This is a genomic window from Vibrio sp. A2-1 (assembly GCF_021728355.1).
Lineage (GTDB): Bacteria > Pseudomonadota > Gammaproteobacteria > Enterobacterales > Vibrionaceae > Vibrio > Vibrio splendidus_K.
Genome location: NZ_JAKKCO010000001.1, coordinates 438,819 through 463,673, shown reverse-complemented (window position 1 = coordinate 463,673; position 24,855 = coordinate 438,819). Strand labels below are relative to the sequence as shown.

The 24,855-nt window shown below is 42.8% G+C and carries 19 protein-coding genes and 9 tRNA genes; 11 read left to right on the top strand and 17 right to left on the bottom strand.

The annotated features are described in order from the left end of the window. Window positions 1-31: 31 nt before the first annotated feature. Window positions 32-505 carry an NYN domain-containing protein gene (locus L3V33_RS02020; protein ID WP_004731130.1) on the bottom strand — a complete coding sequence of 158 codons (474 nt, stop codon included), beginning with the start codon at window positions 503-505 and terminating at the stop codon, window positions 32-34. Window positions 506-740: 235 nt separating this feature from the next. On the opposite strand from L3V33_RS02020, the gene L3V33_RS02015 reads away from it, so the two are divergent. Then, window positions 741-1,292 carry a DUF4174 domain-containing protein gene (locus L3V33_RS02015; protein WP_065206174.1) on the top strand — a complete coding sequence of 184 codons (552 nt, stop codon included), beginning with the start codon at window positions 741-743 and terminating at the stop codon, window positions 1,290-1,292. Window positions 1,293-1,343: 51 nt separating this feature from the next. Here the strand turns inward: L3V33_RS02015 and cobA are convergent, their stop codons facing one another. The 4 genes from cobA to nirB all read right to left on the bottom strand — a co-directional run bounded on the left by cobA (window position 1,344) and on the right by nirB (window position 6,416). Further along, on the bottom strand, window positions 1,344-2,120 hold the full coding sequence (gene cobA, locus L3V33_RS02010) for a uroporphyrinogen-III C-methyltransferase (protein ID WP_017079292.1): 777 nt from the start codon (window positions 2,118-2,120) through the stop codon (window positions 1,344-1,346). A 459-nt stretch (window positions 2,121-2,579) separates the two neighbouring features. Continuing rightward, complete coding sequence (locus L3V33_RS02005) at window positions 2,580-3,395, bottom strand: formate/nitrite transporter family protein (protein WP_017109568.1); 816 nt, start codon at window positions 3,393-3,395, stop codon at window positions 2,580-2,582. Window positions 3,396-3,518: 123 nt separating this feature from the next. Further along, window positions 3,519-3,842: a nitrite reductase small subunit NirD gene (nirD, locus tag L3V33_RS02000; protein WP_004731122.1), complete on the bottom strand. Its 324-nt coding sequence runs from the start codon at window positions 3,840-3,842 to the stop codon at window positions 3,519-3,521. A 15-nt stretch (window positions 3,843-3,857) separates the two neighbouring features. Then, window positions 3,858-6,416, bottom strand: coding sequence for a nitrite reductase large subunit NirB (gene nirB / locus L3V33_RS01995; protein WP_237288844.1), 2,559 nt, complete (start codon window positions 6,414-6,416; stop codon window positions 3,858-3,860). A gap of 621 nt (window positions 6,417-7,037) precedes the next feature. Between nirB and L3V33_RS01990 the strand changes: the two genes are divergently transcribed. Beyond that, the gene (locus tag L3V33_RS01990; protein ID WP_237288843.1) at window positions 7,038-8,228 is read left to right on the top strand and encodes a hypothetical protein; all 1,191 of its coding nucleotides are present in this window, start codon (window positions 7,038-7,040) and stop codon (window positions 8,226-8,228) included. 157 nt (window positions 8,229-8,385) lie between these two features. Here L3V33_RS01990 and L3V33_RS01985 read toward each other — a convergent pair. The 5 genes from L3V33_RS01985 to L3V33_RS01965 all read right to left on the bottom strand — a co-directional run bounded on the left by L3V33_RS01985 (window position 8,386) and on the right by L3V33_RS01965 (window position 9,056). Next, window positions 8,386-8,459 (bottom strand) — tRNA-Cys (locus L3V33_RS01985). 66 nt (window positions 8,460-8,525) lie between these two features. Then, a tRNA-Leu gene (locus tag L3V33_RS01980) sits at window positions 8,526-8,612 on the bottom strand. Between the two features lie 80 nt (window positions 8,613-8,692). Continuing rightward, window positions 8,693-8,768: transfer RNA gene (locus tag L3V33_RS01975), tRNA-Gly, on the bottom strand. 44 nt (window positions 8,769-8,812) lie between these two features. After that, window positions 8,813-8,886, bottom strand: a tRNA-Cys gene (locus tag L3V33_RS01970). A gap of 83 nt (window positions 8,887-8,969) precedes the next feature. Then, window positions 8,970-9,056 (bottom strand) — tRNA-Leu (locus L3V33_RS01965). 349 nt (window positions 9,057-9,405) lie between these two features. Here L3V33_RS01965 and L3V33_RS01960 point away from each other — a divergent pair. Next, window positions 9,406-10,194: a lipase gene (locus L3V33_RS01960; RefSeq protein ID WP_171308613.1), complete on the top strand. Its 789-nt coding sequence runs from the start codon at window positions 9,406-9,408 to the stop codon at window positions 10,192-10,194. 84 nt (window positions 10,195-10,278) lie between these two features. Here the strand turns inward: L3V33_RS01960 and L3V33_RS01955 are convergent, their stop codons facing one another. The 7 genes from L3V33_RS01955 to L3V33_RS01925 all read right to left on the bottom strand — a co-directional run bounded on the left by L3V33_RS01955 (window position 10,279) and on the right by L3V33_RS01925 (window position 16,279). Continuing rightward, window positions 10,279-12,144: a methyl-accepting chemotaxis protein gene (locus tag L3V33_RS01955; protein ID WP_237288842.1), complete on the bottom strand. Its 1,866-nt coding sequence runs from the start codon at window positions 12,142-12,144 to the stop codon at window positions 10,279-10,281. Between the two features lie 321 nt (window positions 12,145-12,465). After that, a tRNA-Cys gene (locus L3V33_RS01950) sits at window positions 12,466-12,539 on the bottom strand. 65 nt (window positions 12,540-12,604) lie between these two features. Then, window positions 12,605-12,691, bottom strand: a tRNA-Leu gene (locus tag L3V33_RS01945). Between the two features lie 80 nt (window positions 12,692-12,771). Next, window positions 12,772-12,847, bottom strand: a tRNA-Gly gene (locus L3V33_RS01940). A gap of 48 nt (window positions 12,848-12,895) precedes the next feature. Beyond that, a tRNA-Cys gene (locus tag L3V33_RS01935) sits at window positions 12,896-12,969 on the bottom strand. A 197-nt stretch (window positions 12,970-13,166) separates the two neighbouring features. Continuing rightward, complete coding sequence (gene viaA / locus L3V33_RS01930) at window positions 13,167-14,612, bottom strand: ATPase RavA stimulator ViaA (protein ID WP_065105819.1); 1,446 nt, start codon at window positions 14,610-14,612, stop codon at window positions 13,167-13,169. A gap of 11 nt (window positions 14,613-14,623) precedes the next feature. Further along, on the bottom strand, window positions 14,624-16,279 hold the full coding sequence (locus tag L3V33_RS01925) for an ATPase RavA domain-containing protein (RefSeq protein WP_171308899.1): 1,656 nt from the start codon (window positions 16,277-16,279) through the stop codon (window positions 14,624-14,626). A 287-nt stretch (window positions 16,280-16,566) separates the two neighbouring features. Between L3V33_RS01925 and L3V33_RS01920 the strand changes: the two genes are divergently transcribed. From L3V33_RS01920 to L3V33_RS01885, 8 genes are all read left to right on the top strand, one after another. Next, complete coding sequence (locus L3V33_RS01920; RefSeq protein WP_065206181.1) at window positions 16,567-17,082, top strand: NUDIX hydrolase; 516 nt, start codon at window positions 16,567-16,569, stop codon at window positions 17,080-17,082. Window positions 17,083-17,121: 39 nt separating this feature from the next. Beyond that, window positions 17,122-18,126 (top strand): low-specificity L-threonine aldolase, encoded by a 1,005-nt coding sequence (gene ltaE / locus L3V33_RS01915; protein ID WP_237288841.1) that lies wholly within the window; start codon window positions 17,122-17,124, stop codon window positions 18,124-18,126. Between the two features lie 771 nt (window positions 18,127-18,897). Next, window positions 18,898-19,422, top strand: a complete 525-nt coding sequence (locus L3V33_RS01910; RefSeq protein ID WP_339378937.1) for a hypothetical protein — start codon at window positions 18,898-18,900, stop codon at window positions 19,420-19,422. A gap of 77 nt (window positions 19,423-19,499) precedes the next feature. Continuing rightward, the gene (locus L3V33_RS01905; RefSeq protein ID WP_017080976.1) at window positions 19,500-19,997 is read left to right on the top strand and encodes a hypothetical protein; all 498 of its coding nucleotides are present in this window, start codon (window positions 19,500-19,502) and stop codon (window positions 19,995-19,997) included. A gap of 94 nt (window positions 19,998-20,091) precedes the next feature. Next, window positions 20,092-20,817 (top strand): molecular chaperone, encoded by a 726-nt coding sequence (locus L3V33_RS01900; RefSeq protein WP_146457803.1) that lies wholly within the window; start codon window positions 20,092-20,094, stop codon window positions 20,815-20,817. A 2-nt stretch (window positions 20,818-20,819) separates the two neighbouring features. After that, window positions 20,820-21,506 (top strand): molecular chaperone, encoded by a 687-nt coding sequence (locus tag L3V33_RS01895; RefSeq protein WP_237288839.1) that lies wholly within the window; start codon window positions 20,820-20,822, stop codon window positions 21,504-21,506. Window positions 21,507-21,597: 91 nt separating this feature from the next. After that, window positions 21,598-23,982, top strand: a complete 2,385-nt coding sequence (locus L3V33_RS01890) for a fimbria/pilus outer membrane usher protein (RefSeq protein WP_237290156.1) — start codon at window positions 21,598-21,600, stop codon at window positions 23,980-23,982. Next, window positions 23,972-24,853: a hypothetical protein gene (locus L3V33_RS01885; RefSeq protein ID WP_171313564.1), complete on the top strand. Its 882-nt coding sequence runs from the start codon at window positions 23,972-23,974 to the stop codon at window positions 24,851-24,853. The genes L3V33_RS01890 and L3V33_RS01885 overlap by 11 nt, the downstream gene beginning before the upstream one ends. The last annotated feature ends 2 nt before the right edge of the window (window positions 24,854-24,855 follow it).

Genomic DNA, 24,855 nt, shown 5'->3' with positions numbered 1-24,855 from the left:
TTGATTTCAATTATAAAGTGCAGGATTTCCTCTATAGAAGAAAATCTTTTTCAATCGGTACAAATTTTGAGGCAGAATCGATAAGATTTTGAGCAGTTAACCCCGGTACACCATACACTTCAACAGGTTTGCCAAAACGCTCTTTGATTCGCTCTACAAGGATTTCGAAATCACCGTCTCCAGATACCAAAACAATCGTATCAACCGTCTCTGCGAGTTCTATCGCGTCTAACGCAATACCCACGTCCCAGTCGCCTTTTGCACTGCCATCTCGACGCTGAATAAAGGGTTTTAACTTCACATTAAAACCAACACCACGAAGGATATGATGAAATTGACGCTGCTTTGGATCTTGGCTTGAGATTGCGTAAGCATTAGCTGCCACAACGTTACGCCCTTCCGTGGCAACATACCAAAACTGGTTATAGTCGAAGTTAGAACGGTATTTGTCGCGCGTTGTGTAGTAAACGTTCTGAACGTCGACCAAAATTGCTATGTTTTCCATAATTTCATACCTTTAGATTTTCCGTATACCCTATTCTATTCAACTCTAAAATGCGAGCCGCTTTCTTTAATAAAAATGAACTCATTGGCTATGCTTAACGTAGCTATTATTGGCTTAACGCAGATGTTATTGGCCTAACGTAACTGTTATTGGCTTAACGTCGCTACTATTAGCTTAACGTAGTTGTTATTAGCTTAACTCAGAGCTTGTTTGAGTTTATCAAGGAAGGTGGAACATGCAGTACCGACAAATAATCAGATCGTACGTTGGCAGCAACACCAATGGCTCAGTATTGCCACGTTGCTGCGCAGCGATAACCAAAGCAATATCCAACCCATTGAAAACTCTATTAACAAGCGCGGTTATGTTTATGATTCTGTCAGTCAACTCGTTGCACGCTTACCCAGCCTACTCTCACTCCAAGGCCTTGCCGCACCGCAGTGTGATCTATTTTGCACCGAAGGAGGACTCTGCCGTCAAAGAGTTTCTCAATGAAGTGTTGATCAATAACTGTCAATTGGATGAACGAGACGTGGTTATCATAGTCATCGCGGAAAGCGGCTACACAGTCCCTACTTGGCTTGAAGAAGAATTTAACTTAGAGGCGGTAACCGACAGCTATGGAATACCGAAAGGCTCACATACTGCTGTTTTGATAGGTAAAGACGGAAAAGAAAAGCATCGATGGAATGGGAAGACTGATTGGAACCTTATCACCAACATTATTGATGAGATGCCTATGCGCCAAAAAGAAATGCAGCGACAAAGTAGCCGCTGCAGTATTTGATTCTTAGTCAGCTAAGCGGTCGCTTAACACATTAACTTGTAAATTAATCAATTAAGCTTGCTTGTTAAACCAAGCCAATTTTTCATGAAGCTGAGCAACGCTACCTACCACAATCAATGCTGGGCTTTTTGCGACACTCGCAAGGTTGGCTAAGTCACTCAAACCACCACGGAACACTTTCTGTTCTTGGCGCGTACCATTTTCAATAATCGCAACAGGCATGTCTGCTCGCATACCGTTATCTAGTAAATTTTTCTGAATGTTCGGGCTCTCTTTTAAACCCATGTAAAACACGATCGTGTGATTGTGTTGAGCAAGCGAACGCCAATCAATATCTTCACCATCTTTCTTTAGATGACCAGTAATGAATTGAACGCTTTGTGCGTGATCTCTATGTGTAAGCGGAATACCCGCATACGCGGTCGCGCCTGCAGCTGCAGTAATTCCGGGTACCACTTCAAATCTCACACCATTTTCAGCCAGAGTTTCGCACTCTTCACCACCACGACCAAAGATAAACGAGTCACCGCCTTTGAGGCGAACAACATGTTTATTTTCTTGCGCTTTAGTTACGAGCAGTTGGTTGATCTGATCTTGTGGTACACAGTGATGGTCGAGCTTTTTCCCCACATACAGCATTTCTGCATCGGAGTTAGCCATTGCCAAGATATCTTTAGATACTAAGCGGTCATAAACGACCACATCAGCCTGTTGAATAACACGTGCCGCTTTTAGGGTAAGTAAGTCTGGGTCTCCAGGGCCTGCGCCTACTAATGAAACCAATCCTTTGGTTACTTCTTTAACATTCGATGACGATACTTCTGACATGCTGTGCTCCGAAGGTTTGCTTGTTTTATCTCAAGCTTCAATCTATGTGATAAGTCACTGTATTCATGATGACTTATCCAAATCCTTAACCCTTAGACTATCAGGTGTTGAGTTAAATATTCAGTCTAAATACTAACGAAGATAGAAGTAATTATAACAAAACAGTCTATTGCAGGTATTTGATACCAATCGTAGTAAATAACTGTTCATCCTAGCTGGTTAAAACGCTCGATAACTTCGTTAGAATTTTTGATTGTAGAATAACTACTTATCGAAAAATTCCGCCTTGTTCTCAAGCCTTTTTCCTGCGCTATTTCTGATCACTTACTTACTGTGATTGGTATTACTCAATAAAAATCAACGCATTGATGATGTTTAAGGCGTTCGAACTAAAAAAGCCCCAAACATGTTGTTGGGGCTCTTAATCTCATACTAAATTACGTTTCACCGTATTCAGAGTTACTTGGCACCTAGAGAAGGAGCGGTTCTAGCGTGTGTTAGGAACAAAGGAACACATGTTAAGAACAAACCACCTACGATGTTACCTAGGATTGTTGGGATAAGGTTGAAGTTCAACCATGTCGCGATACCGAAATCAGCGCCTAGAATCATACCTAGTGGGAATAGGAACATGTTTACTACTGTATGCTCGAATACTAGTGCGAAGAAGATAAAGATTGGGAACCACATCATTGCTACACGACCAGACACAGTACGTGCTGTCATGTTACCAATCACGCCTAGACATACCATTAGGTTACAGAAGATACCGCGTACGAAACACGTGATCCATCCGTCCATACCCATGTTTTCAAAACCTAGGCTACGAGCTGTAGAAACCGCAATGAACTTTTGTGCTACTGCGTTTGGATCTAAAGAGAAGTTACCCGTTAATGAGATAGCAACCAGTACCGCAACGATTAGAGAACCGATGAGGTTACCAAGGCCAACAATACCCCAACAACGTAGAACACGACCCCAAGTCACACCTGGGCGGTTATCAAATTTAGCTAAAGGAGCAAGGCCAAATACACCCGTTACTAGGTCGTAGCCCATAACACTTAGAATAACGAAGCCCACTGGGAACACAAGAGCGCCAACAATACCAATGCCTGTTTGCACGATAGTCGTAATTGCCACAACAACAGCAAGAGAAAGAATGATGCCTGCCATTGTGCTTCGAATCAGAAGATCGCGAGTACTTGTTTTCGTTTTCGCTTCACCCACATCGATCATCGTTTGAACGAATTCAGCTGGTTTAAAATCAGGAGACATAAGGTTGTCCTTAAAAAGTTAAAATTAAAAGTTAAAATCGGATAGGAAAAGGTTCTAGTTGCCGAACTAAGGCAATGTCGATAACTAGAACCCTTGATCTATCAAATCTTGTTACGTATTCGATTATGCTGAGATTTCAACAGCACCTTTGGTAATTCGAGCTTTATACGCTTTCACGCTGAAGTTCTCGTCTTCCATACACACACCTGTTGCTAAGTTAAAGCGTTGTTTTTTAAGTGGGCTCGCCACCCAAAGCTCACCTTTGTGCTCAACCGTTAAACCGCGAGATAACACGTTTGATTGGAAAAACGGGTCAGTATTACTAATAGCGAACACTTCTTCGGCTTTAGTTGGGCGGAAAATAGCAACTTGCTCACCACCAACCAATGCACAAACACCGGTACCTGGAATAATATCTTCGATCTTACAAACTTTGGTAAATGCCATGATGTCGTCTCCCAATTAAACCAGTTCAACGTGAAGGATGTCGCCCTTCGCTTCTGGGTGTTTTTCTGTAAATGTTGCTGGGCGGTGTTGTTCACGGCCATCGTTAACAAACACAACGTTTTCATCACGGTCATCAGCATTGATAAAGTGTGAGAAGCGCTTAAGTTGAGCTTCATCGTTGATAGTGTCAGTCCACTCACAAGCAAAGTTACCCACTAGGCCAGCGACGTCAGCTTCAAGCTGGTCGTTGATGCCAAGTTTATTATCAACAATCACTTCACGTAGGTAGTCAACGCCGCCTTCTAGGTTATCCATCCATACCGAAGTACGTTGTAGTGGCGCAGCCGTACGGATGTAGAACATCATGAAACGATCGATGTATTTCAGCAGTGTTTCTTGGTCTAGGTCGCTTGCCAATAAATCTGCGTGACGAGGCTTCATACCACCGTTGCCACACACATACATGTTCCAACCAGCGTCCGTTGCGATAATACCTAAATCTTTACCTTGAGCTTCAGCACACTCACGAGTACAGCCAGACACACCAAACTTCATCTTATGAGGAGTACGGATGCCTTTGTAACGGTTCTCGATCATCACGCCTAGGCCAACTGAATCTTGAACGCCGTAACGACACCAAGTTGAACCGACACATGTCTTAGCCATACGCAGTGCTTTTGCGTAAGCTTGACCCGTTTCGTAACCGGCTGCGATTAACTTCTTCCAGATTGCTGGTAAGTCATCTTTCTGAGCACCGAATAGACCGATACGTTGTGCACCAGTGATCTTCGTATATAGGTTGTATTCAGCCGCAACATCCGCAAGAACGCTTAGAGCTTGAGGCGTTACTTCGCCACCCGCCATGCGAGGGATAACCGAATAAGTACCATCTTTCTGAATGTTACCTAAGAAGTTGTCGTTGGTATCGTGCAGTTTTACTAACTCAGGCTTAAGGATGTGTTCACCCCAGCAAGAAGCAAGAATAGAACCCGCAAGTGGCTTACATACTTCACAACCGTAGCCTTTACCGTACTTCTCAAGTAGCTCGTCGAATGTTTTGATTTCTTCGATGCGGATTAGGTGGAAAAGCTCTTGGCGAGAGTAAGCAAAGTGCTCACAAACGTCGTTCTTCACTTCCACACCCGCTTTAGCAAGTTCAGCGTTTAGCACAGAAGTCACAAGTGGAATACAACCACCACAACCTGTACCTGCGCCAGTCACTGCTTTGATATCACCAATGGTGTGGTGACCTTCAGCAACAGCTTGAGCGATCTTGCCTTTGGTTACGTCGAAACAAGAACAGATAACTGCAGTTTCCGGTAATGAGTCAGCGCCAAGCGTTGGTTTTTCACCGCCAGCGTGTGCTGGAAGAATCAATGCATCTGGATGTTCTGGTAGGTCAATTTCGTTCAACATAAGTTGAAGAAGGTCACCGTAATCAGAAGTATCGCCAACCATTACTGCGCCAAGCAGTTTCTTGTTGTCTTCAGAAACGATTAAGCGTTTGTAAACTTCTTGCTCTTCGTTTTGGTAAACGTAGCTTTTACAACCAGGAGTACGACCGTTTGCATCACCGATTGAACCTACTTTCACGCCCAGAAGCTTAAGCTTCGCAGACATGTCAGCACCTTCAAATGTGCTTTCGTTACCAACAACGTGGTCAACAGCAACGGTCGCCATTTTGTAACCCGGAGCAACAAGGCCGTAGAACGTTTGGTTCCAAGACGCACACTCACCAATCGCATAGATGTCTTTATCCGTCGTTTGACAGTGATCATTAATCTCGATACCGCCACGAGGTGCGATACCCAAGCCCATTTGACGAGCAAGTTTGTCTTGTGGGCGAATACCAGCAGAGAATACGATGAAATCTGTTTCGAGCTCTGTTCCGTCTGCAAAACGCATCACGTTACGAGCTTCAGTGCCTTCAGGAGCAATCTCAAGCGTGTTCTTGCTTGTATGTACGTTTACGCCCATACGTTCGATTTTTTGACGAAGTTGGTTACCACCCGCTAGGTCAAGTTGCTCAGCCATTAGCTTAGGAGCAAACTCAACAACGTGTGTTGTCACGCCAAGTGCTTTTAGTGCACCAGCCGCTTCAAGACCTAGTAAACCGCCACCAACAACAACACCAGACTTAGAATTCTTAGCGGTTGCTTCAATAGCTTTTAGATCTTCGATTGTGCGGTAAACAAAACAGTCTTTACCTTCGTTGCCTTTAATTGGCGGAACGAAAGGGAAAGAACCAGTAGCAAGAACAAGTTTGTCGTATTGGATTTCACGGCCAGTGCTTGAGTAAACCGTTTTTTTCTCACGGTTAACGTTGATTGCACGTTCACCGATCAGCATGTTTATGCCGTTTTTCTCGTAGAAGCCTTCTTTAACTAAAGAAAGTTCGTCTGCAGTGTGGTGTGAAAAGTAAGAAGAAAGGTGCACACGGTCATACGCAACACGTGGTTCTTCACAGAACACCGTAATGTCCATGTTCGCAACATCTGTCTTCTCGACTAAATCTTCGATATAGCGATGACCGACCATCCCGTTACCGATTACGACTAGCTTCATCTTGCTCATAAGAATTCCTGAAGGTTATATATTTCTTAACTACACGAATAATGAATTATGAAAGAAAATGAAAATATGATGTAAATCAATTACGAAAACGAACTACCCGAAAGGGGTAGAACAAAAGAGGTAGATCTGCTTATTTATCGAGCTAAGCAAACGAATAACCTTGGTTTTGATAGGGTTTAGCGGGATTTTATATACACTTTGGCGCACTAGAAAGAGTGTTGTAAAGTTTCATAATAGGTTAGCAACAACGTAAGTAAATGACAATCATTTTCATTTACTGTTCCATTTTCTACTCTACAAATTGCCAAACCTCTTACTTCATGAAGAAGTGTGAGTAATTGTGAAGAGTCATATGATCAATTAATGGTGACAAAGCAAATACCATCTCCTCCACTATTACGCATAACGTGTCTATGACAGACGAAACTATTACCTTCGCCATTTTACTCATCCATACCTCGACACTACTCGCGGCCGCTAACAACTTAAAATGATAGAACGGTTAGGATCACGGGCTTTGTCAGACATTGTATGGATATGTATTACAGCAACTGTAATCACCCAATATCACGCGACATTTCGGTATATTAGCACTACGTTCAAAATCATAAGATGTGTCCCATGAAAGTGTTATCTTTAACTGCATTCGCTGCCACTGTTCTTCTTGTCGGTTGTAATAGTTCAAGCCAAAGCAAGCCTGTGGCAAGCCAAGAAAATGTCAAACCATCCGTTGTTCACGGGATCACAATAGAAGCAGTCCCTTCTCAGTTCTCTGCGTATTCCAAAGCAGGTTATAACCGACATGTCGCGGTCAATGCCCCCAATGGCAAATCTATCCATATTCTAATTATGGATCGCCTGAGCGATTATCAAATAGTCAAAGCAGTCAATGTTCTCAACCACTATCTAACCCCCGTTGATGGCACTAAATACGGGAGCGCTGACTCAAAACGCGATATTGCAAATGCTATGGCGAACAATGGCGCAATATTGAAGCTAATGAATTACCACGATGAGCCCCAATATAACGACGATTTGGATGGCCAACCCTTGTTCGAAGAGGAAATTCAAGTAGAAGGCGGAGAATGGTACGTTCGACAGGATTATGAAGAGCATCGCGATGCGTCTTACGAGGAAATTCTCCACCTAGTCCATGACTATGGTATTGGTGTTCTTAACTCACCTCAAAGTGGTGAATCGGCATTACCTTTATTTCAAAAAGAGCTGAATACAATACAGACTCAGGCTTTACATAATACCTACACACCTCCAGTTGACACTTTGGAAGAGTGGCAAGAAGAAGTCAGTGTTGACCAAGAGTACTTTGCAGCCGTCATTGATAGCTATTACGGGCTTTGGGGGGCGTATAGTGGCGAAGGTATGTGGGGGTTATACAAAGTTAAAACTCGCGACGACTTCTCTACAAGAGATCCTAACGCGCAATATATTACGGAACAGATTTTCGCTCCAACACTGGCTTACGACGCATACATTGCAGATACATTCACCGGCACTTTTAAAATGCAATATGACCCAGCAACACCCTACACTCATCACTCTCAATATCTGACGAAACTAACGCTATCGGGCAAGAATAACGCAAATATTGAGATCAATGGATATGATAATAAGGTAACCGGAAATTTAGGTGTTAATACGGTTGTAGTACATGGTCCTAAAAGTGAATACCAAATCCACAATCTTGGGGGCGGTAAATTTCAGCTCAATGACACCGTTACTTCACGCGATGGCTTGAATACCCTATCAAGCATTGAACAAGTGCAGTTCACTGATCAGCGTTGGACTCTTTGATTCACATACACGTGTTTACTAATCAAACGGAGATATGATTCAAAGTACTTGCTTCCTTAATGATTCTGAACAAAGACAGAACAAGAAATGTTTTCTAAGTACACTTTCCTACAGACGTAAAAAAGCCCGATCATTTCTGATCGGGCTTTTAAAAAAATGGAGGCGCCTCCCGGAGTCGAACCGAGGTCCACGGATTTGCAATCCGCTGCATAGCCACTCTGCCAAGGCGCCTTCAATAGTGTTTAAAGAGAACAACTCTCTTGAGTATTACCTAACAAAAAGTAACAATCAAATAGATGGTGCCCCGGGCCGGACTTGAACCGGCACAGCGCGAACGCCGAGGGATTTTAAATCCCTTGTGTCTACCAATTCCACCACCAGGGCACGCAATTCTTTATTGCGATGCCGATTACTGAAAAGTAAAACACCATCTTAATGTCAAAATGAATCAACATTACAAAATTTGGAGCGATACATCGGGTTCGAACCGATGACCTCAACCTTGGCAAGGTTGCGCTCTACCAACTGAGCTAGTATCGCAATTTCATTCTTTTAATTTCTCATTAATTAAATAAGAAAGAGAATGGAGGCGCCTCCCGGAGTCGAACCGAGGTCCACGGATTTGCAATCCGCTGCATAGCCACTCTGCCAAGGCGCCTTTATCAACATAAAAATATATTGAAGTGTTTAAAGAGAACTACTCTTTGTTCAACACTCTACTTAAAGTAGAAACTAGATAGATGGTGCCCCGGGCCGGACTTGAACCGGCACAGCGCGAACGCCGAGGGATTTTAAATCCCTTGTGTCTACCAATTCCACCACCAGGGCAACGCAATCATGCGATGCTGATTACTGAAGAGTAAAACACCATCTCTCTGCGACCTAAGCCGTGAGAACGAGGTGTACTTTAACGGATAGAAAAAATTCGTCAACAGTAAATTTTATCTTTCAATTCAAGTGATTAATTATCGAACTCAAACGAATGAATTTAGTGCAGCTTGTACGGTTCTTATACGTAGATTTTGAGTTTTAACGGGAACTCATAAGCCGAAATCTAGTTCGAAGATTCATTAAATACTGTTGATTCCATAGAATGAACGAAACACGCCTTCGTTTTCATGTGCTTTTCACATTCAAAGACTAAAGTTTTAAGTAACGACTATTACGAAATGACAACGTGAAGCCACTAAAACGATACCAATATGAACGCTACGCCGTGCTCTGCAACCTCGCCTACCCTAGAGTATTTAAACAAACTCGTTACGGTTTTGATCCTAATGGACAGCGCATCATAAAGAATCAGTTTGGCAAAACCATGATTCGAGTCTTATGGAGCAGCGACAAAGATGAAGTTGTCGTGGTTATCAAGGGGTCACACAGCGTTTCTGACTGGCTACTCACTTTTGCACTATGGACCAGAAGCTGTAAAAGGATTGGGTTGAACTATCGGGTACACGCTGGCTTCTATCATCTTATGTTCCAAGAAAGCCAACCGGGTCGTAACGAAGACAAGCTTGGGCAAACCGTTATCGAACGCTTAGAAGCCACGCTCTTGCCTTTGCTAGAGCAAGGGAAAAGAGTTTCTATTACTGGGCACTCTTCTGGTGGCTCTATTGGTTGTGTATTTGCTGACTACCTAGACCAAAAGTATCCAGGCTGTATCAAACGAATTGTGACTTTTGGACAACCTGCAATTGGTGATTGGAGTTTTAAAAAGAACTACCGTTTGAGCAAGAAAACCTACCGTATCTGTTGTGACATCGATATTGTCACCTTCATGCCGCCCGTGCCACTGCTGTATTGGCATGTAGGGAAAGTACTTTGGCTCTATAACGGCAGGATCTATGAAAACACACCAACGTTAATACGCCTTGGACGCTCAATTTTCAGTTGGTTGATCCGGCCTTTCTCTTATCACCTAATGAGCAAGTATATTCGTAACAAAGATTTCTTCGATAAGCACTGAGGCAGTGAATTAAGTTGATGCTGGCTGGATAAAAAAAGAGCACAAGCCTGTAATGACTTGTGCTCTTTATGGTTTTAACTGCACTTAAAGTTTAAATCTTGATAGTTCCTGTTTGAGATCGTTAGCTAAGTGGCTGAGCTGATCGGCTTGCGAAACTGCATCTGTCGCATCAAGCGCCATCACATCACTGACTTCACGAACAGACTCAGTATTCGCATTGATTTCCGCGGTAACTAAAGATTGTTCTTCAGCGGCAGAAGCAATCTGAGTCGCCATATCACTGATCATCTGAATCGCTTCACGGATTTGAGCTAGGCTCTCTCCGGCCATGTCCACGTCATGTACGCTTGTTTTCGCCATATCATGGCTTTGTGTCATCACTTTCACCGCACCATTGGTCGCTTGTTGTAAGCGTTTGATCTTGTCTTCGATCTCTTCTGTTGAAGCATGAGTACGTTGAGAAAGCACACGAACCTCGTCAGCCACCACAGCAAAACCTCTGCCTTGTTCGCCTGCCCTAGCCGCTTCAATGGCCGCATTGAGCGCGAGTAAGTTAGTTTGCTCCGCTATTTCACGAATCGTCGCTAAGATAGACGCGATTTGTTGACCATGCTCTTCAAGCTCGCTGATGATAGACACAGCGCTTGTTAGCTCAGTAGCAAGTTCATTGATCGATGATTGGCTTTTGGCCATCTGTTGGAAACCTTGCTCGCTCAACTCCACCGAATGAGTCGCACTTTTGGCCGTACTCTCAGCATTCGTGGCGATTTCGGCTGTTGCTGTCGCCATTTCTGTCACAGCCGTTGCTACCATAGTGATCTCATCTTGTTGTCTGCTTACACTATCACTGCGCTTCAACGCACTGGTATTAGCATGCTCGGCACCGCTGTTCATCGCGGTAGAAACTTGAGTGACGTTTTGCATCATTTGATGGAGTCGATCAACGAAGACATTAAATTTATCGGCAAGTTGACCCACCTCATCTTGGCTCGACACTTGTAGTCTTTGGGTGAGGTCGCCTTCCCCTTCCGCAATATCAGCTAATGCTTCACTCACTCGACCCAGTTCAACTAATTGACGAGCCACAAACCATGAGGTTGCTACAGCCATAACGATCAATACAATCAAACCTGTGGTAATTTGGCTAATCAACATATCGAACAGGGGCTGCTCTAGTACGTCTTTATCCATTTCAATCACAAGTAACCAGTCAGTGCCTTTAATTGGCTCAGCCATGATGACTCGCTCGGCACCATCCACTTGCGTAAAGATCGTCGTCAAGTTCTGCGCAGCACTGTTTAATCCAGAAACACTTAATTCAGGTGCTATCTCTTTGACTTCCTTAAGGATGAAATCTTTATTCTTATGAGCAACGACCGTGCCTTGCTTATCAATTAGTATCGCTCGTCCATTACCTGGAACCTGAATAGCCAACACATCTTCAATTAGCTTGTCTAACGCAAGATTAGATGCCACAACACCGATGATTGAACCATTTTCGGTCACAGGATCGGTCAGTGTCACCACCAAGGTTTGCATCGTCACACTCACATACGGCTTTGTTGTCACAGCTCGATTTTCAGCCAATGTTTGTTTATACCAACCTCGGACTCTTGGGTCGTAACCCGCTTTATTCAATGAAGGATCATGGCGAAACATCTCACCTTCTTTGTTACCGTAATAGCTCAATCCAAACCCACCAGATACCAAGGTTTGACGTAAATGAGGAACGATATCTATTGAAGGGTTAAGCTGTACTTGTTGCTTAAGCCCGTGTACTGCTTGCTTCTTATCGTAAAACCAGTCGCTGATGCCTTTTGCATGAGCTTGAAGCGTATTGCGGCTTTCACTTTCGATTGCTTGCCAGCTGTTTGTTTGAAACGTCTTATAACCCATGAAAAGAAGAATGGGAGATGTAACAGCAATCGCCAAAACTACAGAGAAAACCATTTTCCTCTTTAGACTAAATTGCATATTTAAGAACCTCTTATAGAACAATTAAAGAAATATAAAAGAGGGACACTATCACTCATACACATGTTTTAATTTGGGTTATCCCATAAAACAATGAAACAAATTGAGCATTATGGTTAATTGTGACTTTGGTTTATTTACCTGTCTATCAACAAAGGTTCAACTTAGGATCTCATCAAAATAGAGTGGGTCTATGAAAGGTAAAGGGGAGAAATGAAGAGGCAAGGATGGAGAAACAAGAAACAAAGAAGCCAGAAACGAAAAAACCAGCCACAAGGACTGATTTCTTCTAAATGATGGAGGCGCCTCCCGGAGTCGAACCGAGGTCCACGGATTTGCAATCCGCTGCATAGCCACTCTGCCAAGGCGCCTTCAAGTCGTGTTTTAAGAGAACGACTCTGTTGATCACTACCAAACAAGATAACAATCAAATAGATGGTGCCCCGGGCCGGACTTGAACCGGCACAGCGCGAACGCCGAGGGATTTTAAATCCCTTGTGTCTACCAATTCCACCACCAGGGCACGCAATTCTTTATTGCGATGCCGATTACTGAAAAGTAAAACACCATCTTAATGTCAAAATGAATCAACATTACAAAATTTGGAGCGATACATCGGGTTCGAACCGATGACCTCAACCTTGGCAAGGTTGCGCTCTACCAACTGAGCTAGTATCGCAATTTCATTCGTCTAATTTCTCATTAACTAAATAAGAGAGAAAGAGAATGGAGGCGCCTCCCGGAGTCGAACCGAGGTCCACGGATTTGCAATCCGCTGCATAGCCACTCTGCCAAGGCGCCATTTTTCAACACGTTAGAACCGACTAAACGTTAGCCCCGCTGTGTTCGGGTGCCTACTTTACGGATTGAGTGAAGATAGTCAAACAAAAATGTGAATTTAAATTCTGTTTGCTGACATTTAAATCAAATTGCTGCATGTTCGATCTTTTTATTCAAAAAGCATACAGCAAAGTCGATTCATTTAAGGAGTTTGCGCACTACCACTTTTTCATGAAGCGGCCAACGAGGCTTGGATGATACGACCAACAGTGATCAAACATGGTCATAAGTTGAGGGTTACCATACTTAGAAAGACTAACTGCATGGAAACGGTTTTTGTGCGTTTTAAGTTTCTCGACTTGAGCAATCATTTCATCAGACTGCTTTGGTGCGATAAAGTCAGAAAGAACGATCAAATCAGCATTCTTGTACTTGTCGCCCATCATCAAATCTATCGACTTCATTAGCACTGGCTCAAGGTCTGTCCCGCCGTGGAATGAGTAACTTAGGAAGTCACTGGCTTCACGTAGGCCGTCTTGTCGCGTCAATTCATAAGTAATGTGTTCTGAAGAGAACAAAATCACATAACAGTCGCGTTCTTCAGCTAAGGCGATTTGCATCAAGGCATAAGCCATCGCTTTTGCCGACTGTTCTGGGAAACCACTCATTGACCCCGAAGCATCAACACAAACAATAAATGGACCTTTTTCAATGTCCACCGATTTGCTGTCTGGCTTTTGAGCTTTCACCTTACGTAGCGTTCGAGATTTACCTTGCGAACGATAGCTAAGCAAACGCTTATCAGCCAAGTGTTTGTAGAAAATCACTTCTAACTCTGGGTACGCTAAGAACATGGTCTCGTTCGGCAGCATTTTGTTGAGGTCATCACTTTCATGAATCCCAACAATATCATCGACTGCCTCATCACTCTTCTCTTCAACCATCTGTAGTTCTTCTACAGGGGCTTTGTGCAGAGAAGGATCATCTTCTAAGCCAGCCATGCGACCGAGTTTTTCCGCAATTTCTTGAAGGCCTTTGTGCTTATTTAGAAACTCCGCATGACGCTTCATTACTGTTAGGTCGGTTTTACTCAACTTAGCCGAAGCCATGTCCCACAAGCGCCCTACACTGCCTTCATCACCCGACTCCGTCACTTTATCCATGTTTTTCATGGTTTCCATGCGTTGATAAAGGTCAGCTAAGACTTTTTCTTTGCTTGTTTCAAGTTCGGTTACTTGAGCTTGCTTAATCGCATCTGAAAGCGATTGATACCACTGGTCGCAAAAGTAGTGTGGAAACATTGCGTTATAAACGCCTTTGTTGTTTTCCATTAAACGTCTTGCTTGAAGGTAGAACGCTGAGTGCCACTCCAATTTTTTGATGACACTGTCAATCTCATCAAAAAACTGGGGTTCATCCCAGTAGATAACCTCTTGGTACAATGCAATTTCTTCTTGGAAACGATCAGTTTCACACACCTTAGTGACACGTTTCTTCACTTTACCGCGCCACTTAACCAAATGGTTTTTAACCGACGTTTTCACGCCCTTGTTCTCAGCAGCCATCATGACTTGAGAACGAGCGATGAGATCATTCATCGCTGTATCAATGATTCCTGAGTCAGCTACCATCAAAGCGAGGTTTAAGCCGTCTGCTCCTAACATATGCTCTCCCCTTACTCGAAGTACTGACTCATGAACTTAATGCGCTGTGCGATCTTACTGCTCTTCACTTTCGTGGTTTCAAGATCTTGCGTTACAGCTTGCAAGCTTGCTTCCATTGCCTTCGGTAAATCAGGATCAATATAGTTGTGAGGCAACGCATCATGGAATTCAGTTCGAACTCTCTTTAACTTAAATTCAGCCTCAGTTAACTGTTCTAAGGCTTTCTCAGCGCCACTCAACCACTTGTTATACAATTCTTGGTCTAAACCGTCGGTAGTAACCACACTCACCAATACAGAGCGATTGGCAATATCTTTAATCACTAATTGGTTCGATGCATCCAAGTCGAGTTTTAAACGGCATAGGTTTTTATTTTCATTTACGTAACCGTAAATATCGCCGTGGCCTTCTTTAAGCGCACGGTCAAAATCGTCTTTGGCTACATATACCCAACGGCTATCGCCTTTCTCAGATTCAGAAACCGACATGTTGCTTTGCAGCATAACCAGTTTAACTAGGTTGTAAGCGCTGCCGACGCTGTACATTTTCGCGTTCTTGATATCATTTTGGTAAACATCTTTACGCAGTAAGCCGCTGGTTGATTCCATAGAGAGCGACACCGATAACGTTGATTCAACATCATCTTGAATTTCTTCAAGCTCTTCACGTGACATTTCGATTTGAGATTTCGACTCTTGTTGGTCAAACGCTCGGTTCAATGCAAAGTCTTTTACCACACTACGAACCACATCACGCGATTCTGGGCTATGCCATAAACAATCTTGCAGTAGCATAATATCCAGCGGGTTTACGCTATCACGACCACTGAAGAATGCGCTTGCCTTCAACAGCTTGACCGCTTTCTTCCAGCGTCTGTCCGATACATATAGATCAGTTTCAGTAGCCGAACTTTGCTTTTTGACAGTCTCTTCGAGCATGGTTTTCAGTTCAAATAGCTTGTTAAACGAGTTATCCGTCAACTCCAAGTTATCGAGCTCTTTCTGCCATTGATGGTATTCAATATCAGTAATCGCCAAACCTTTTGGAATCACAGCTTCCTGAGAAGTACCCGTCGTCAGCATCGATTTGAAGTTTTGTTTGTTTTGAATACGGTTTACAAACACACGAACCAGCATCCGGTCGTAAAGAGCTTCTAAGCCGCTGTCTTCATCTGGAAGTTCGTTAGATGCAGACACTAATAAACGCATCGGCACGCGCTCGATGTCTGCGCCATTTTTGAACGTCTTTTCGTTAACGACCGTGAGCAAAGTATTTAGGATTGCAGGACCTGCTTTCCAGATCTCATCAAGAAATACAACTTGTGCGGTTGGTAGGTAACCCTCGGTCAGTCTTACGTAACGACCGTTGTCTTTTAATTCTTGGATACTTAGCGGGCCAAACACTTCCTCTGGTGTAGAGAAACGTGTCATCAAATATTCGAAGTAGCTACTGTTGTCAAAAGCTTGGATGAGGCGTTTAGCGATAAGACTTTTTGCAATACCCGGAGGGCCTAATAGGAACACACTTTCACCGGCAAGAGCCGCCAGTAAACAAAGCTTAATGGTGTCTTCTCTTTCGTAAACGCCATCTGAGAGAGCATGCGCTAATTTGTTGATTCTTTCAGAGAGTAGCGCCTTGTCAGCATGTGAGGAAATAGAAGGGTTCATGCGTTACTCCGAAAATCTTTGAACAGTTGAGAGTGTAGATACGTTTTTATACATTTGTTAGCACTTTGTTACAAGTATCTTTTATTATCGAGTTGTCTTTATATCAGATGGTTACGCTGCAATTTTCGCGTAATCATAGATTCCAATTATGAGAGTAACATCACGAACGACGTCAAATTAAATCTATTGCTAAGCCTAATTTTTCTTTTATTTTCGACACCATAGACGTTATGGTGGTACACGTCTTCAGTTATACGAAAAATTGGCAAGGAATGTGGCCAAATTGCATGAGTAAAGTTATCCATCAATGGAAAAGTATTTCTCTCATCGAAGAGAACGTGACGCTCCCTACGAACGTCGTGGTAAAACATACAACAATACACCACCCTGGCGCGGCCGTTATTCTTCCTATCACTTCGTCAGGAAAAATCATCCTCATTAATCAGTTTCGTCCTTCTCTTAAGAAATGGCTTTTGGAGCTACCTGCAGGCACGATGGAAATTGATGAGACACCTCTTCAATGTGCCCAGCGCGAACTGGAAGAAGAAACCGGTTACAGTGCAACTTTTTTTCAGAGCTTAGGACAAGTCACACCTTTGGCTGGATTCTGCGATGAGATTCAGCATTTATTTGTCGCAAAACATCTTAGCCTCACTACCCGATTTGAATGCGACGAAGATGAAGTTATAGAAGTGATAGAGCTGAGCTTAGAAGAGCTGCACAACAAAATACGACACGATCAAATCACCGATACAAAAACTATCGCTTGTTTAAGCAAAGCCCAACTATGTGGCTATCTATAGCCAATTATATGACTACCTAAAGTACTCTAGGAGAGAAGCATGGACTTTCGTTCTGATACCGTAACTAAACCTTCGCAAGCTATGCGTGACGTAATGGCAAATGCAGAAGTGGGCGATGATGTTTATGGCGATGACCCAACCGTAAACGAATTGGAACAGTGGGCTGCCAATGAAACCGGCTTTGAAGCAGCGATGTTCACTTCTTCAGGTACACAAGCCAACCTACTTGGTTTAATGGCACACTGTGAGCGTGGTGACGAATACCTTTGTGGCCAACAAGCGCATAACTATAAGTATGAAGCTGGCGGTGCTGCAGTGCTCGGCTCGATTCAACCTCAACCCATCGAGAACAACCCAGACGGCACACTCGACTTTAAAAAGCTTGCCGCTGCGATTAAGCCAGATGACAGCCACTTTGCTCGTACTAAGCTTCTTAGTTTAGAGAACACGATCAATGGTAAAGTGCTGCCAATGTCTTACCTAGCGGAAGCACGTGAATTCGTAAACCAACACGGCTTACAAATGCACCTAGATGGCGCGCGCGTTTATAATGCAGCAGCGGCGCTGGATGTACACATCAAAGAGATCGCACAGCACTTCGACTCTATGACAATTTGCTTATCAAAAGGTTTAGGCGCTCCAATCGGTTCACTACTCCTTGGCAACAAAGAGTACATCGCTAAAGCTCGTCGACTGCGTAAAATGGTCGGAGGCGGTATGCGCCAAGCGGGTATTCTAGCCGCCGCAGGTAAAATGGCGCTGACTGAGAACGCAGCTCAACTTAAAAATGATCACGAGAACGCGAAAAACCTAGCAATTGGCCTAAGTAAACTAGAAGGTTTCTCTGTTAATCCTGATTTCATTCAAACTAACATCGTGTTTGCTAAGTTAGATGAATCTGTGGATATTAACCGAATCGCAAGCGAGTTAAGTGAGCAAGACATTACTATGTCGCCTGGTAATCCAGTACGTTTTGTTACCCATAGAGATATCAGTTCAGAAGACATCGTTACTTTCCTAACAAAGCTAGAAAATGCGCTTTAACTCTTGACGAGATTAGCCTCTATAGCAATTGAGATTTGGGCTTCCCCTGTGGGAAGCTTTATTCTTTCAGCAAAATCATTAACCCATTCCACAACCCAAATAGCCTTCGACACCTGCTAATTTTCTAATAAACACACTTGATTGACTGGAACAGAACGCGATCTCGTTTTGGCCTATGAGAATACTTTCTGAAAATTATTCTAACATTTAAACATTAAATTATTGTTTAAGTTGGATTTACATTAATGGCTTATCAGCATTGTATTGTCACTAAAGGTAAATGACTTAGTCATAATAGCTTCAAGTTTTTAATCACCACGCACACGATAATCAAAACTAGAACACATCAATCCTAATAGATTCTTGTAAAGAACTAATTTCAATAAAGAAACAGTAGATATTCGCCCTCCATTATTACAATCTGAAATCGCTACAATCAAATTATAAATTAAATAATCAAATTAGTGTTTTCGTTAATAATGCTGTCACATTCATGATGACAGTAACCCATCAAAAACTCCAAAACACCCGTGTAGACCATAGCTCTATTTTAATCAATTAAATAAAAAATCTCCGTCAATATTAGTATTGAGTAAAACCAACCTATCTAATTGAATATTAAATTATTATCTAATAACTTCGCTTCTACCTCTCAGCTTAAAATCATACTAAAAATCATACTTCTCCTAAATAATAAACTTTTTTTACTACTTCACCATTTTTTAAAGCACTTATAGTTTTGAAAGTTAAGCAACAAGTTACATTCAATCAGTGAGAGGTGAAATTATGTTTAGAGTATTTCGGATTCTTCATAGCTTCACCGTCTTCGTGTTAATTTTGGTTCTGTCAATTTCATTTAATGTCAGTGCCAATACTTTAACGTTAGGAATTAACGGCAAGATCAAAGATCGATGCGAAATAAATTTTTTCTCTGGCAACATTATGAAGTTTACCGAACATATCGATGAGCAATCGTTGCCTTTTAATGTGTATTGTAACCGCCCGTTGGGTATAACGATTAACTCAAAATACGGTGGCCTAAAATATCAACAACAAGGCGTTGATATTATTGAAACTTATAATTTGTCATTACAAATAGATGAGCTTCGTCTTTATGAAAGTCGACACAGCAACCAACTTATATCATCAGTAATGATAGACAGTTCTGGTGTTATTCCTTTCGCTCAACATGGGAGCCTTAGGGTAGCACTCGAAAATAGCTTGCGTTTCGCAGGTTATTATCAAGACGTTATCGAGATCGAAGTTTACCCTTCGATTCATAGCGTGACAAAGTGAAAACTCTGCAATGTATCCGCAGAACAACAAACGCTCAGCAGTATTCGAGCCAATCATTTAAGATAAAGGAATTTCTAATGAAAAAGCTAACACTCTACGCAGCAACAGTCACTGCTATTTTTGGTGCTCAAGTCCAAGCCGCTCCTGGTGATGTCCAGTTAGTTGGTTTTGTTTCACCTGTATGTGAAGTTACTGGTCTTTCAACGCAACTGATGGACTTCGGTAACGTATCTCAAATTCAAAACCTTTCTGTTAGTGGTCTTAACATGAAGTGTAATGACGTCGATGGTGCAACTGTGACACTGACAAGTGCTGAAGGTGGTCTAGAGTCAGACGATAGCGAAGACTACGCTCTTACCTACGATGCAACATTTAATCCTTCAGGTTTAGCTCCTTTCACGCTTAATGCACCAGGGGGCCCAGGTCTAAATGACGTTTCAGTCAGTAATTCTTATGGCGGTTCTGGAGCATTAGCGACAGGTGTTGCCGCATCTATTGATATTGTGACAACAGAAACCTCCCCATGGGCAGGTGGCTACTCAGATACATTAACCGTAAATATCACCTCAAATTAGAGGTTAATAAGTCGGGGGCTATTATTTGGCCTCCGACTTAATCTCATCTCAATATCAATATCAAAGACATAAGTTTAATTTGGAGCTCTTCGCTATGTATAAATGGATCATGCATAAATGGATCGTTCTTTTCCTATTGTCATTCACTTCTCTGTCCGCTCATGCGTTCAAAGTCGAACCGATGTCTATGGAAATGACACCGCTTGGCAAAAGAGCTCAAATGACCATGAGGGTTGAGAATTCGTCTACCGAACCACTCACGGTTGAATTGTCTCCAGTATTTATGACAATGAACGAATATGGGAAAGAGACCACGACGCCTGCAGATGACGAGTTATTAGTGATACCGGTGACCGCAATAATAGAACCTGGAAGATCACAATCCATTATGGTGCGGTATTTGGGCGATCCTTCCATCACAGAATCTAAAGCGTATCGCATTGCTGTTAAGCAAGTAAAAGTTCAAAGAGCGAGCAGTAATCAAGGGCAAGTAAGTCTTTTGCTTCAGTTTAATACGCTTATCAACGTACGACCTCAGAACACAGCTTCTCAGCTAGAAATTAAAAGTATCGAACAAAATGACAAAAAGAACAAATGGGTTCTTGAGGTACTTAACAGTGGTAATAGTTATGGTCGATTAACCAATACAACATGGAAAATATCTGATGGTAAAAATTCAACATATTTAAAAGGCGTAGAAATCGCTAAACGTATTCCGGGTACTTTAGTCCTACCCTACTCCACTCGCTTTTTCGAAATGCAGCCTCTTAAAAATTATGATGTGGACACCCTATCGATTGAAATAGAGCAGGATCAATAACAATGAGACGTTATATCTTGGGTGGGCTCATTTGTTGCTTTCTGTGTGCTCAAACGTTTGGCATAACATTGTTTCCAACCGTCATCGAGCTCAACACAGATCACCGGGCAACATCGCAACTGGTTGTAACTAACAATTCAACACAAGCTCTCCCACTTGAAGCTAACGTTCGTCGTTTGAACTTCTTATCTGATGGCACGTTCCAAACATCAGATCTATCGAGTGAAGAGATGTTTGTGTTTCCACCAGCCGCAATGTTGGCACCAGGTGCACGCCAAGTATTCCGTATACAGTGGTTGGGAAACCGACCACTCGAAACCTCCCAGAGTTACTTCGTTCGCTTCAGTACCGTGAATATTGGCCAGAACAACGCGAGGATAGACAAACCCATCGGGCTAACAACCGGTATCAATTTACAAGTTCACTACAATGCGTTGTTGCACATTCACTCGTCCTCTTTAGAGCCTGACGTGAAATTACACATAGATGAACAAGGTCAACTGACACTCACTAATTCTGGGTCGCGATTTACCTATACATCGTTACTTCATTTTGCGGGGCTCGAATCTCAGAGCCAAAAAGTACATGAGGCTTTAGGTGAGCAGTTTATTCCACCACGCTCCATTATTACTTTGCCTTCTTCTTTAAATTATTTACCAGTGGGCACTTACCATGGGCATGAAAACTGAAACCTATCCCAAGATATGGCAAGTTTTGTATGTCTTGGTATTAGTACTTTTTTATTGTGCTGCCTTAAGCCCTGCTGCTTGGGGTCAAGAAATGGTCTTGAACCCGACAGGACGAGATATTCAACTTACCTCTTTGTTAAGAATAAGTGACACCATACTTGGAGAAGCGGACATTATCATTACCGCAAACAATGAAATCTTGTTACCGAAGGAAAGTACGCTTTCTCTCCTTTCGTCCGTCGTAACTCAAGAAGGTATTGGGAAACTCAATGACACGACACGCGATAAAATGCTGTCTCAGCACCATTTTGAGAGCGTAGGATTAGGTCTTAGTTTCGATTTCTCTTCATTAGAATGCATCGTGACGGTACCGCCTGAATTTAGCTTAACCCAGCAATTGTCTATGAACGGTGCAGATGATTTTTATAACTATGCCGAGCCAAGTTTGCTTAGTGGTTACGTTAACTTTGCCCTTTCGGCTAATGAGAGCCAATATGTCGATCAGAATTCGTCAAGGCAGGACCTCTATCGCAGTCAGTTTGACTCAGCACTTAACATTGGTTTTCTAAACTTTGAATATGAATCCTATTTAGAAAACAGTTCATCACAAGATTCGCGATACGTAAGAGAAGGATCTCGTCTTAATATTGACTTTGCAGAACAAGGCACACGACTTGTACTCGGCGATATGTACAACAGTGGTCAATCTTTTCAGGACAGCACCGACATACTTGGTATTGGCTTAACTCGAGATTTCACACTCATTCCAACCAGAAACGCTCGACCACGGGCCAATCAATCATTCACGCTTCAAAGAGCTTCAAATGTCGATGTCTATATAGATGGGATTGCAGTCCAGCGATTAACGCTAGGCGCTGGTAGCTATAACCTTAGTGATATACCCCTGGCGCAAGGTAGCAATGATATTGTACTCGTCATCACCGACCGCTCCGGGAATGAAGAACGCATCGAGTTCTCTGTTGCGACCGGTAACGACTTGCTCAATAGCGGTGAGTTTGAATATAGCGTCATGTATGGAGCGCCTTCTGAATTACAGAATGGGCAAATAGAATATCTAACCGACGAACGTATTTTGCATGGTTATATCGATGTGGGTATTAACCCTTGGTTAACGTTAGGTACCAACTTCCAAACCCGTGAAGATCTTTACCAATATGGAGCCACCGCTTTACTCGCTTCTACATGGGGCGTCACTGAACTCAATGCTTCGCGTAGCGAACACCCTACATTTGGAACTGGCGACGCTTACAAATTTGCGTTCGATGCGGAATTTTCTAATACGAACACGCTGTCCCCACAACTGAGTGTGAGTTATGAATATCTGACCAACAATTTTACTGGGGTCTCAGGGTTTGATGCTTCCGATATCGATATCAATTTAACCACCCATTATGTATCTGCATTCAGCTCGATTTACCTTGGTCAGTCTTTACGTGCCGCCATGACCCTCAATTATCGCTCAGGGGTAGACAAAGAGAACGATTATTGGTTGATTAGCCCGAGTTTATCGGACGGACTATTTGATACTCCCGCCACCTGGAGTGCACGCGTTAACTATCGGCATAACGCAACCGAAGACGATGATATCAGCACGACTGTCACCATAAGCTGGCCTCTCAGTCGACAAACTCGTGTTGTCGGTCGTTACACCACAGAACTTAATGAAGCCGCCTTAGATTACAGCTATCAGAATAATATTGGTAACACAGGAGGGATGTCGGCGTTTGCGAGTGTCATTACTAATGAAGAAACGGATGCCGATATGGATGCTGGTATTAACTACACGGCCAACCGTTATGAATTAAACGCGACCCACGCTTCGCGGCTTGAAGACATTAATGGTGAAACACGAAATCACAGTACTGACGTGACTATAAGTAGCGCCCTTGCTTTTGCAGGCTCATCTGTGACGGTCGGCAGACCGGTGCGCGAAGCATTTGCTATTGTTAGCAAGCACGAAAGCCTCGCAAAAAATGACGTCGCTGTCGACCCAACAAAAGATGGTGAGTACGCACGCGTTTACCTTAAAGAAGATGCAAGTGCCATGGTTCCTGACCTTGTTGCTTATAATGGCCAAGTAGTCGGTTACGAAGTCGATAACTTGCCACCAGGGTATGACTTAGGTGATGGTGCTTTTTGGATTAAGCCTGGTTATAAACGGGGATTCCAGCTACAGATCGGATCGGATGCGGTATTAACGGTTATTGGCAAGCTATTCGATCGTCAAAGTAACAACCCTATTTCACTTGTCGCTGGTGTCGCACATTACCTTGGTGATGCAAAACAGTTACCGATTGACTTCTTTACCAATCGTAACGGCATATTCGCAATCTCTGGATTAAAGCCGGGGAAATATCAATTGGTACTCGACACTAAAGAACAAGAATCAGTCATCATTACCCTCAGTGAACGCAGTGACAACTTGATAAGACTAGGAGATGTTTATGTGGAATAAACAAGTTCTTTGGGGATCCTTGTTCCTCATCGCCATAAACCATGTACCTTCGGTATTGGCGTGTGAAGCCAGTGCCTTGGCTATTCAACCCGTCTCATCGAAATCACAATATGATGTTTTCAGCGCAGGAACTTTCGCAACAATAAACACTTACCGTATAGATGCGATCATAATTGGCGAACCCTGCAAATTAGACTTAATTTTACAACTTAACGATACCAGTCGATCGTTAAAAGGGGTAAACCAAGCAAAACTCGGCTTTGAATGGAGTGGGCAGATTGGTATGTCAGTGGCTAATCAATGGCACTTATCATTAACCGAAAACCAACCTTCGGCAACGATACAAATGCGTTTCCCAAGTAAACAATGGTTAGCGTCAGGAACCTATCGAGGGTTATTGGAAGTCTCGCCTTCTTATACCTCAGATAGTAAACAAATAGAAATTAGCCCTAGTTCACTCCCGGTATCTGTTAACGTTCCGCCTGCTGCAAAAATTCATTTTTATGGATTGACCCAACAACATTATGACCTTGATCTAGGGACTTTATATTCCAACAAGGTTATTCGTTCCGCACCTAACCTATGGGTTCAAAGCAACACAGCTTATACCATTGTATTGGAATCAACCCATCAAGGAATGCTACGTCATGAATCTAATGAGGAAAAATGGGACATTCCATACCAACTTTCCCTTGAGAACGACAGAGTAAACCTTGAACAACTGGATGCAAAAATTCAACGTCTTTCCGCTACGATTGGTCAGCCTATTCCTTTGAGTTTTGTCATCGGTGAGACAGAGAACAAACCAGGAGGACAATATGACGATACATTACAAATTTCTATCGAACCCCAACTTTCACAACAACCATAATT

What these genes read in the sequence shown, in the direction of transcription:
- L3V33_RS02005 (WP_017109568.1), bottom strand. Translation starts at nt 3,395, where the DNA reads ATGTCTCCTGATTTTAAACCAGCTGAATTCGTTCAAACGATGATCGAT.
- viaA (WP_065105819.1), bottom strand. Translation starts at nt 14,612, where the DNA reads ATGTTAGGAGCAGACGGCTTAAACCTCGCTTTGATGGTAGCTGACTCA.
- L3V33_RS01890 (WP_237290156.1), top strand. Translation starts at nt 21,598, where the DNA reads ATGGTCTTGAACCCGACAGGACGAGATATTCAACTTACCTCTTTGTTA.
- ltaE (WP_237288841.1), top strand. Translation starts at nt 17,122, where the DNA reads ATGGACTTTCGTTCTGATACCGTAACTAAACCTTCGCAAGCTATGCGT.
- L3V33_RS01895 (WP_237288839.1), top strand. Translation starts at nt 20,820, where the DNA reads ATGAGACGTTATATCTTGGGTGGGCTCATTTGTTGCTTTCTGTGTGCT.
- L3V33_RS01925 (WP_171308899.1), bottom strand. Translation starts at nt 16,279, where the DNA reads ATGAACCCTTCTATTTCCTCACATGCTGACAAGGCGCTACTCTCTGAA.
- cobA (WP_017079292.1), bottom strand. Translation starts at nt 2,120, where the DNA reads ATGTCAGAAGTATCGTCATCGAATGTTAAAGAAGTAACCAAAGGATTG.
- L3V33_RS01900 (WP_146457803.1), top strand. Translation starts at nt 20,092, where the DNA reads ATGTATAAATGGATCATGCATAAATGGATCGTTCTTTTCCTATTGTCA.
- L3V33_RS01885 (WP_171313564.1), top strand. Translation starts at nt 23,972, where the DNA reads ATGTGGAATAAACAAGTTCTTTGGGGATCCTTGTTCCTCATCGCCATA.
- L3V33_RS01955 (WP_237288842.1), bottom strand. Translation starts at nt 12,144, where the DNA reads ATGGTTTTCTCTGTAGTTTTGGCGATTGCTGTTACATCTCCCATTCTT.
- L3V33_RS02015 (WP_065206174.1), top strand. Translation starts at nt 741, where the DNA reads ATGCAGTACCGACAAATAATCAGATCGTACGTTGGCAGCAACACCAAT.
- L3V33_RS01990 (WP_237288843.1), top strand. Translation starts at nt 7,038, where the DNA reads ATGAAAGTGTTATCTTTAACTGCATTCGCTGCCACTGTTCTTCTTGTC.
- L3V33_RS01920 (WP_065206181.1), top strand. Translation starts at nt 16,567, where the DNA reads ATGAGTAAAGTTATCCATCAATGGAAAAGTATTTCTCTCATCGAAGAG.
- nirB (WP_237288844.1), bottom strand. Translation starts at nt 6,416, where the DNA reads ATGAGCAAGATGAAGCTAGTCGTAATCGGTAACGGGATGGTCGGTCAT.
- nirD (WP_004731122.1), bottom strand. Translation starts at nt 3,842, where the DNA reads ATGGCATTTACCAAAGTTTGTAAGATCGAAGATATTATTCCAGGTACC.
- L3V33_RS01905 (WP_017080976.1), top strand. Translation starts at nt 19,500, where the DNA reads ATGAAAAAGCTAACACTCTACGCAGCAACAGTCACTGCTATTTTTGGT.
- L3V33_RS02020 (WP_004731130.1), bottom strand. Translation starts at nt 505, where the DNA reads ATGGAAAACATAGCAATTTTGGTCGACGTTCAGAACGTTTACTACACA.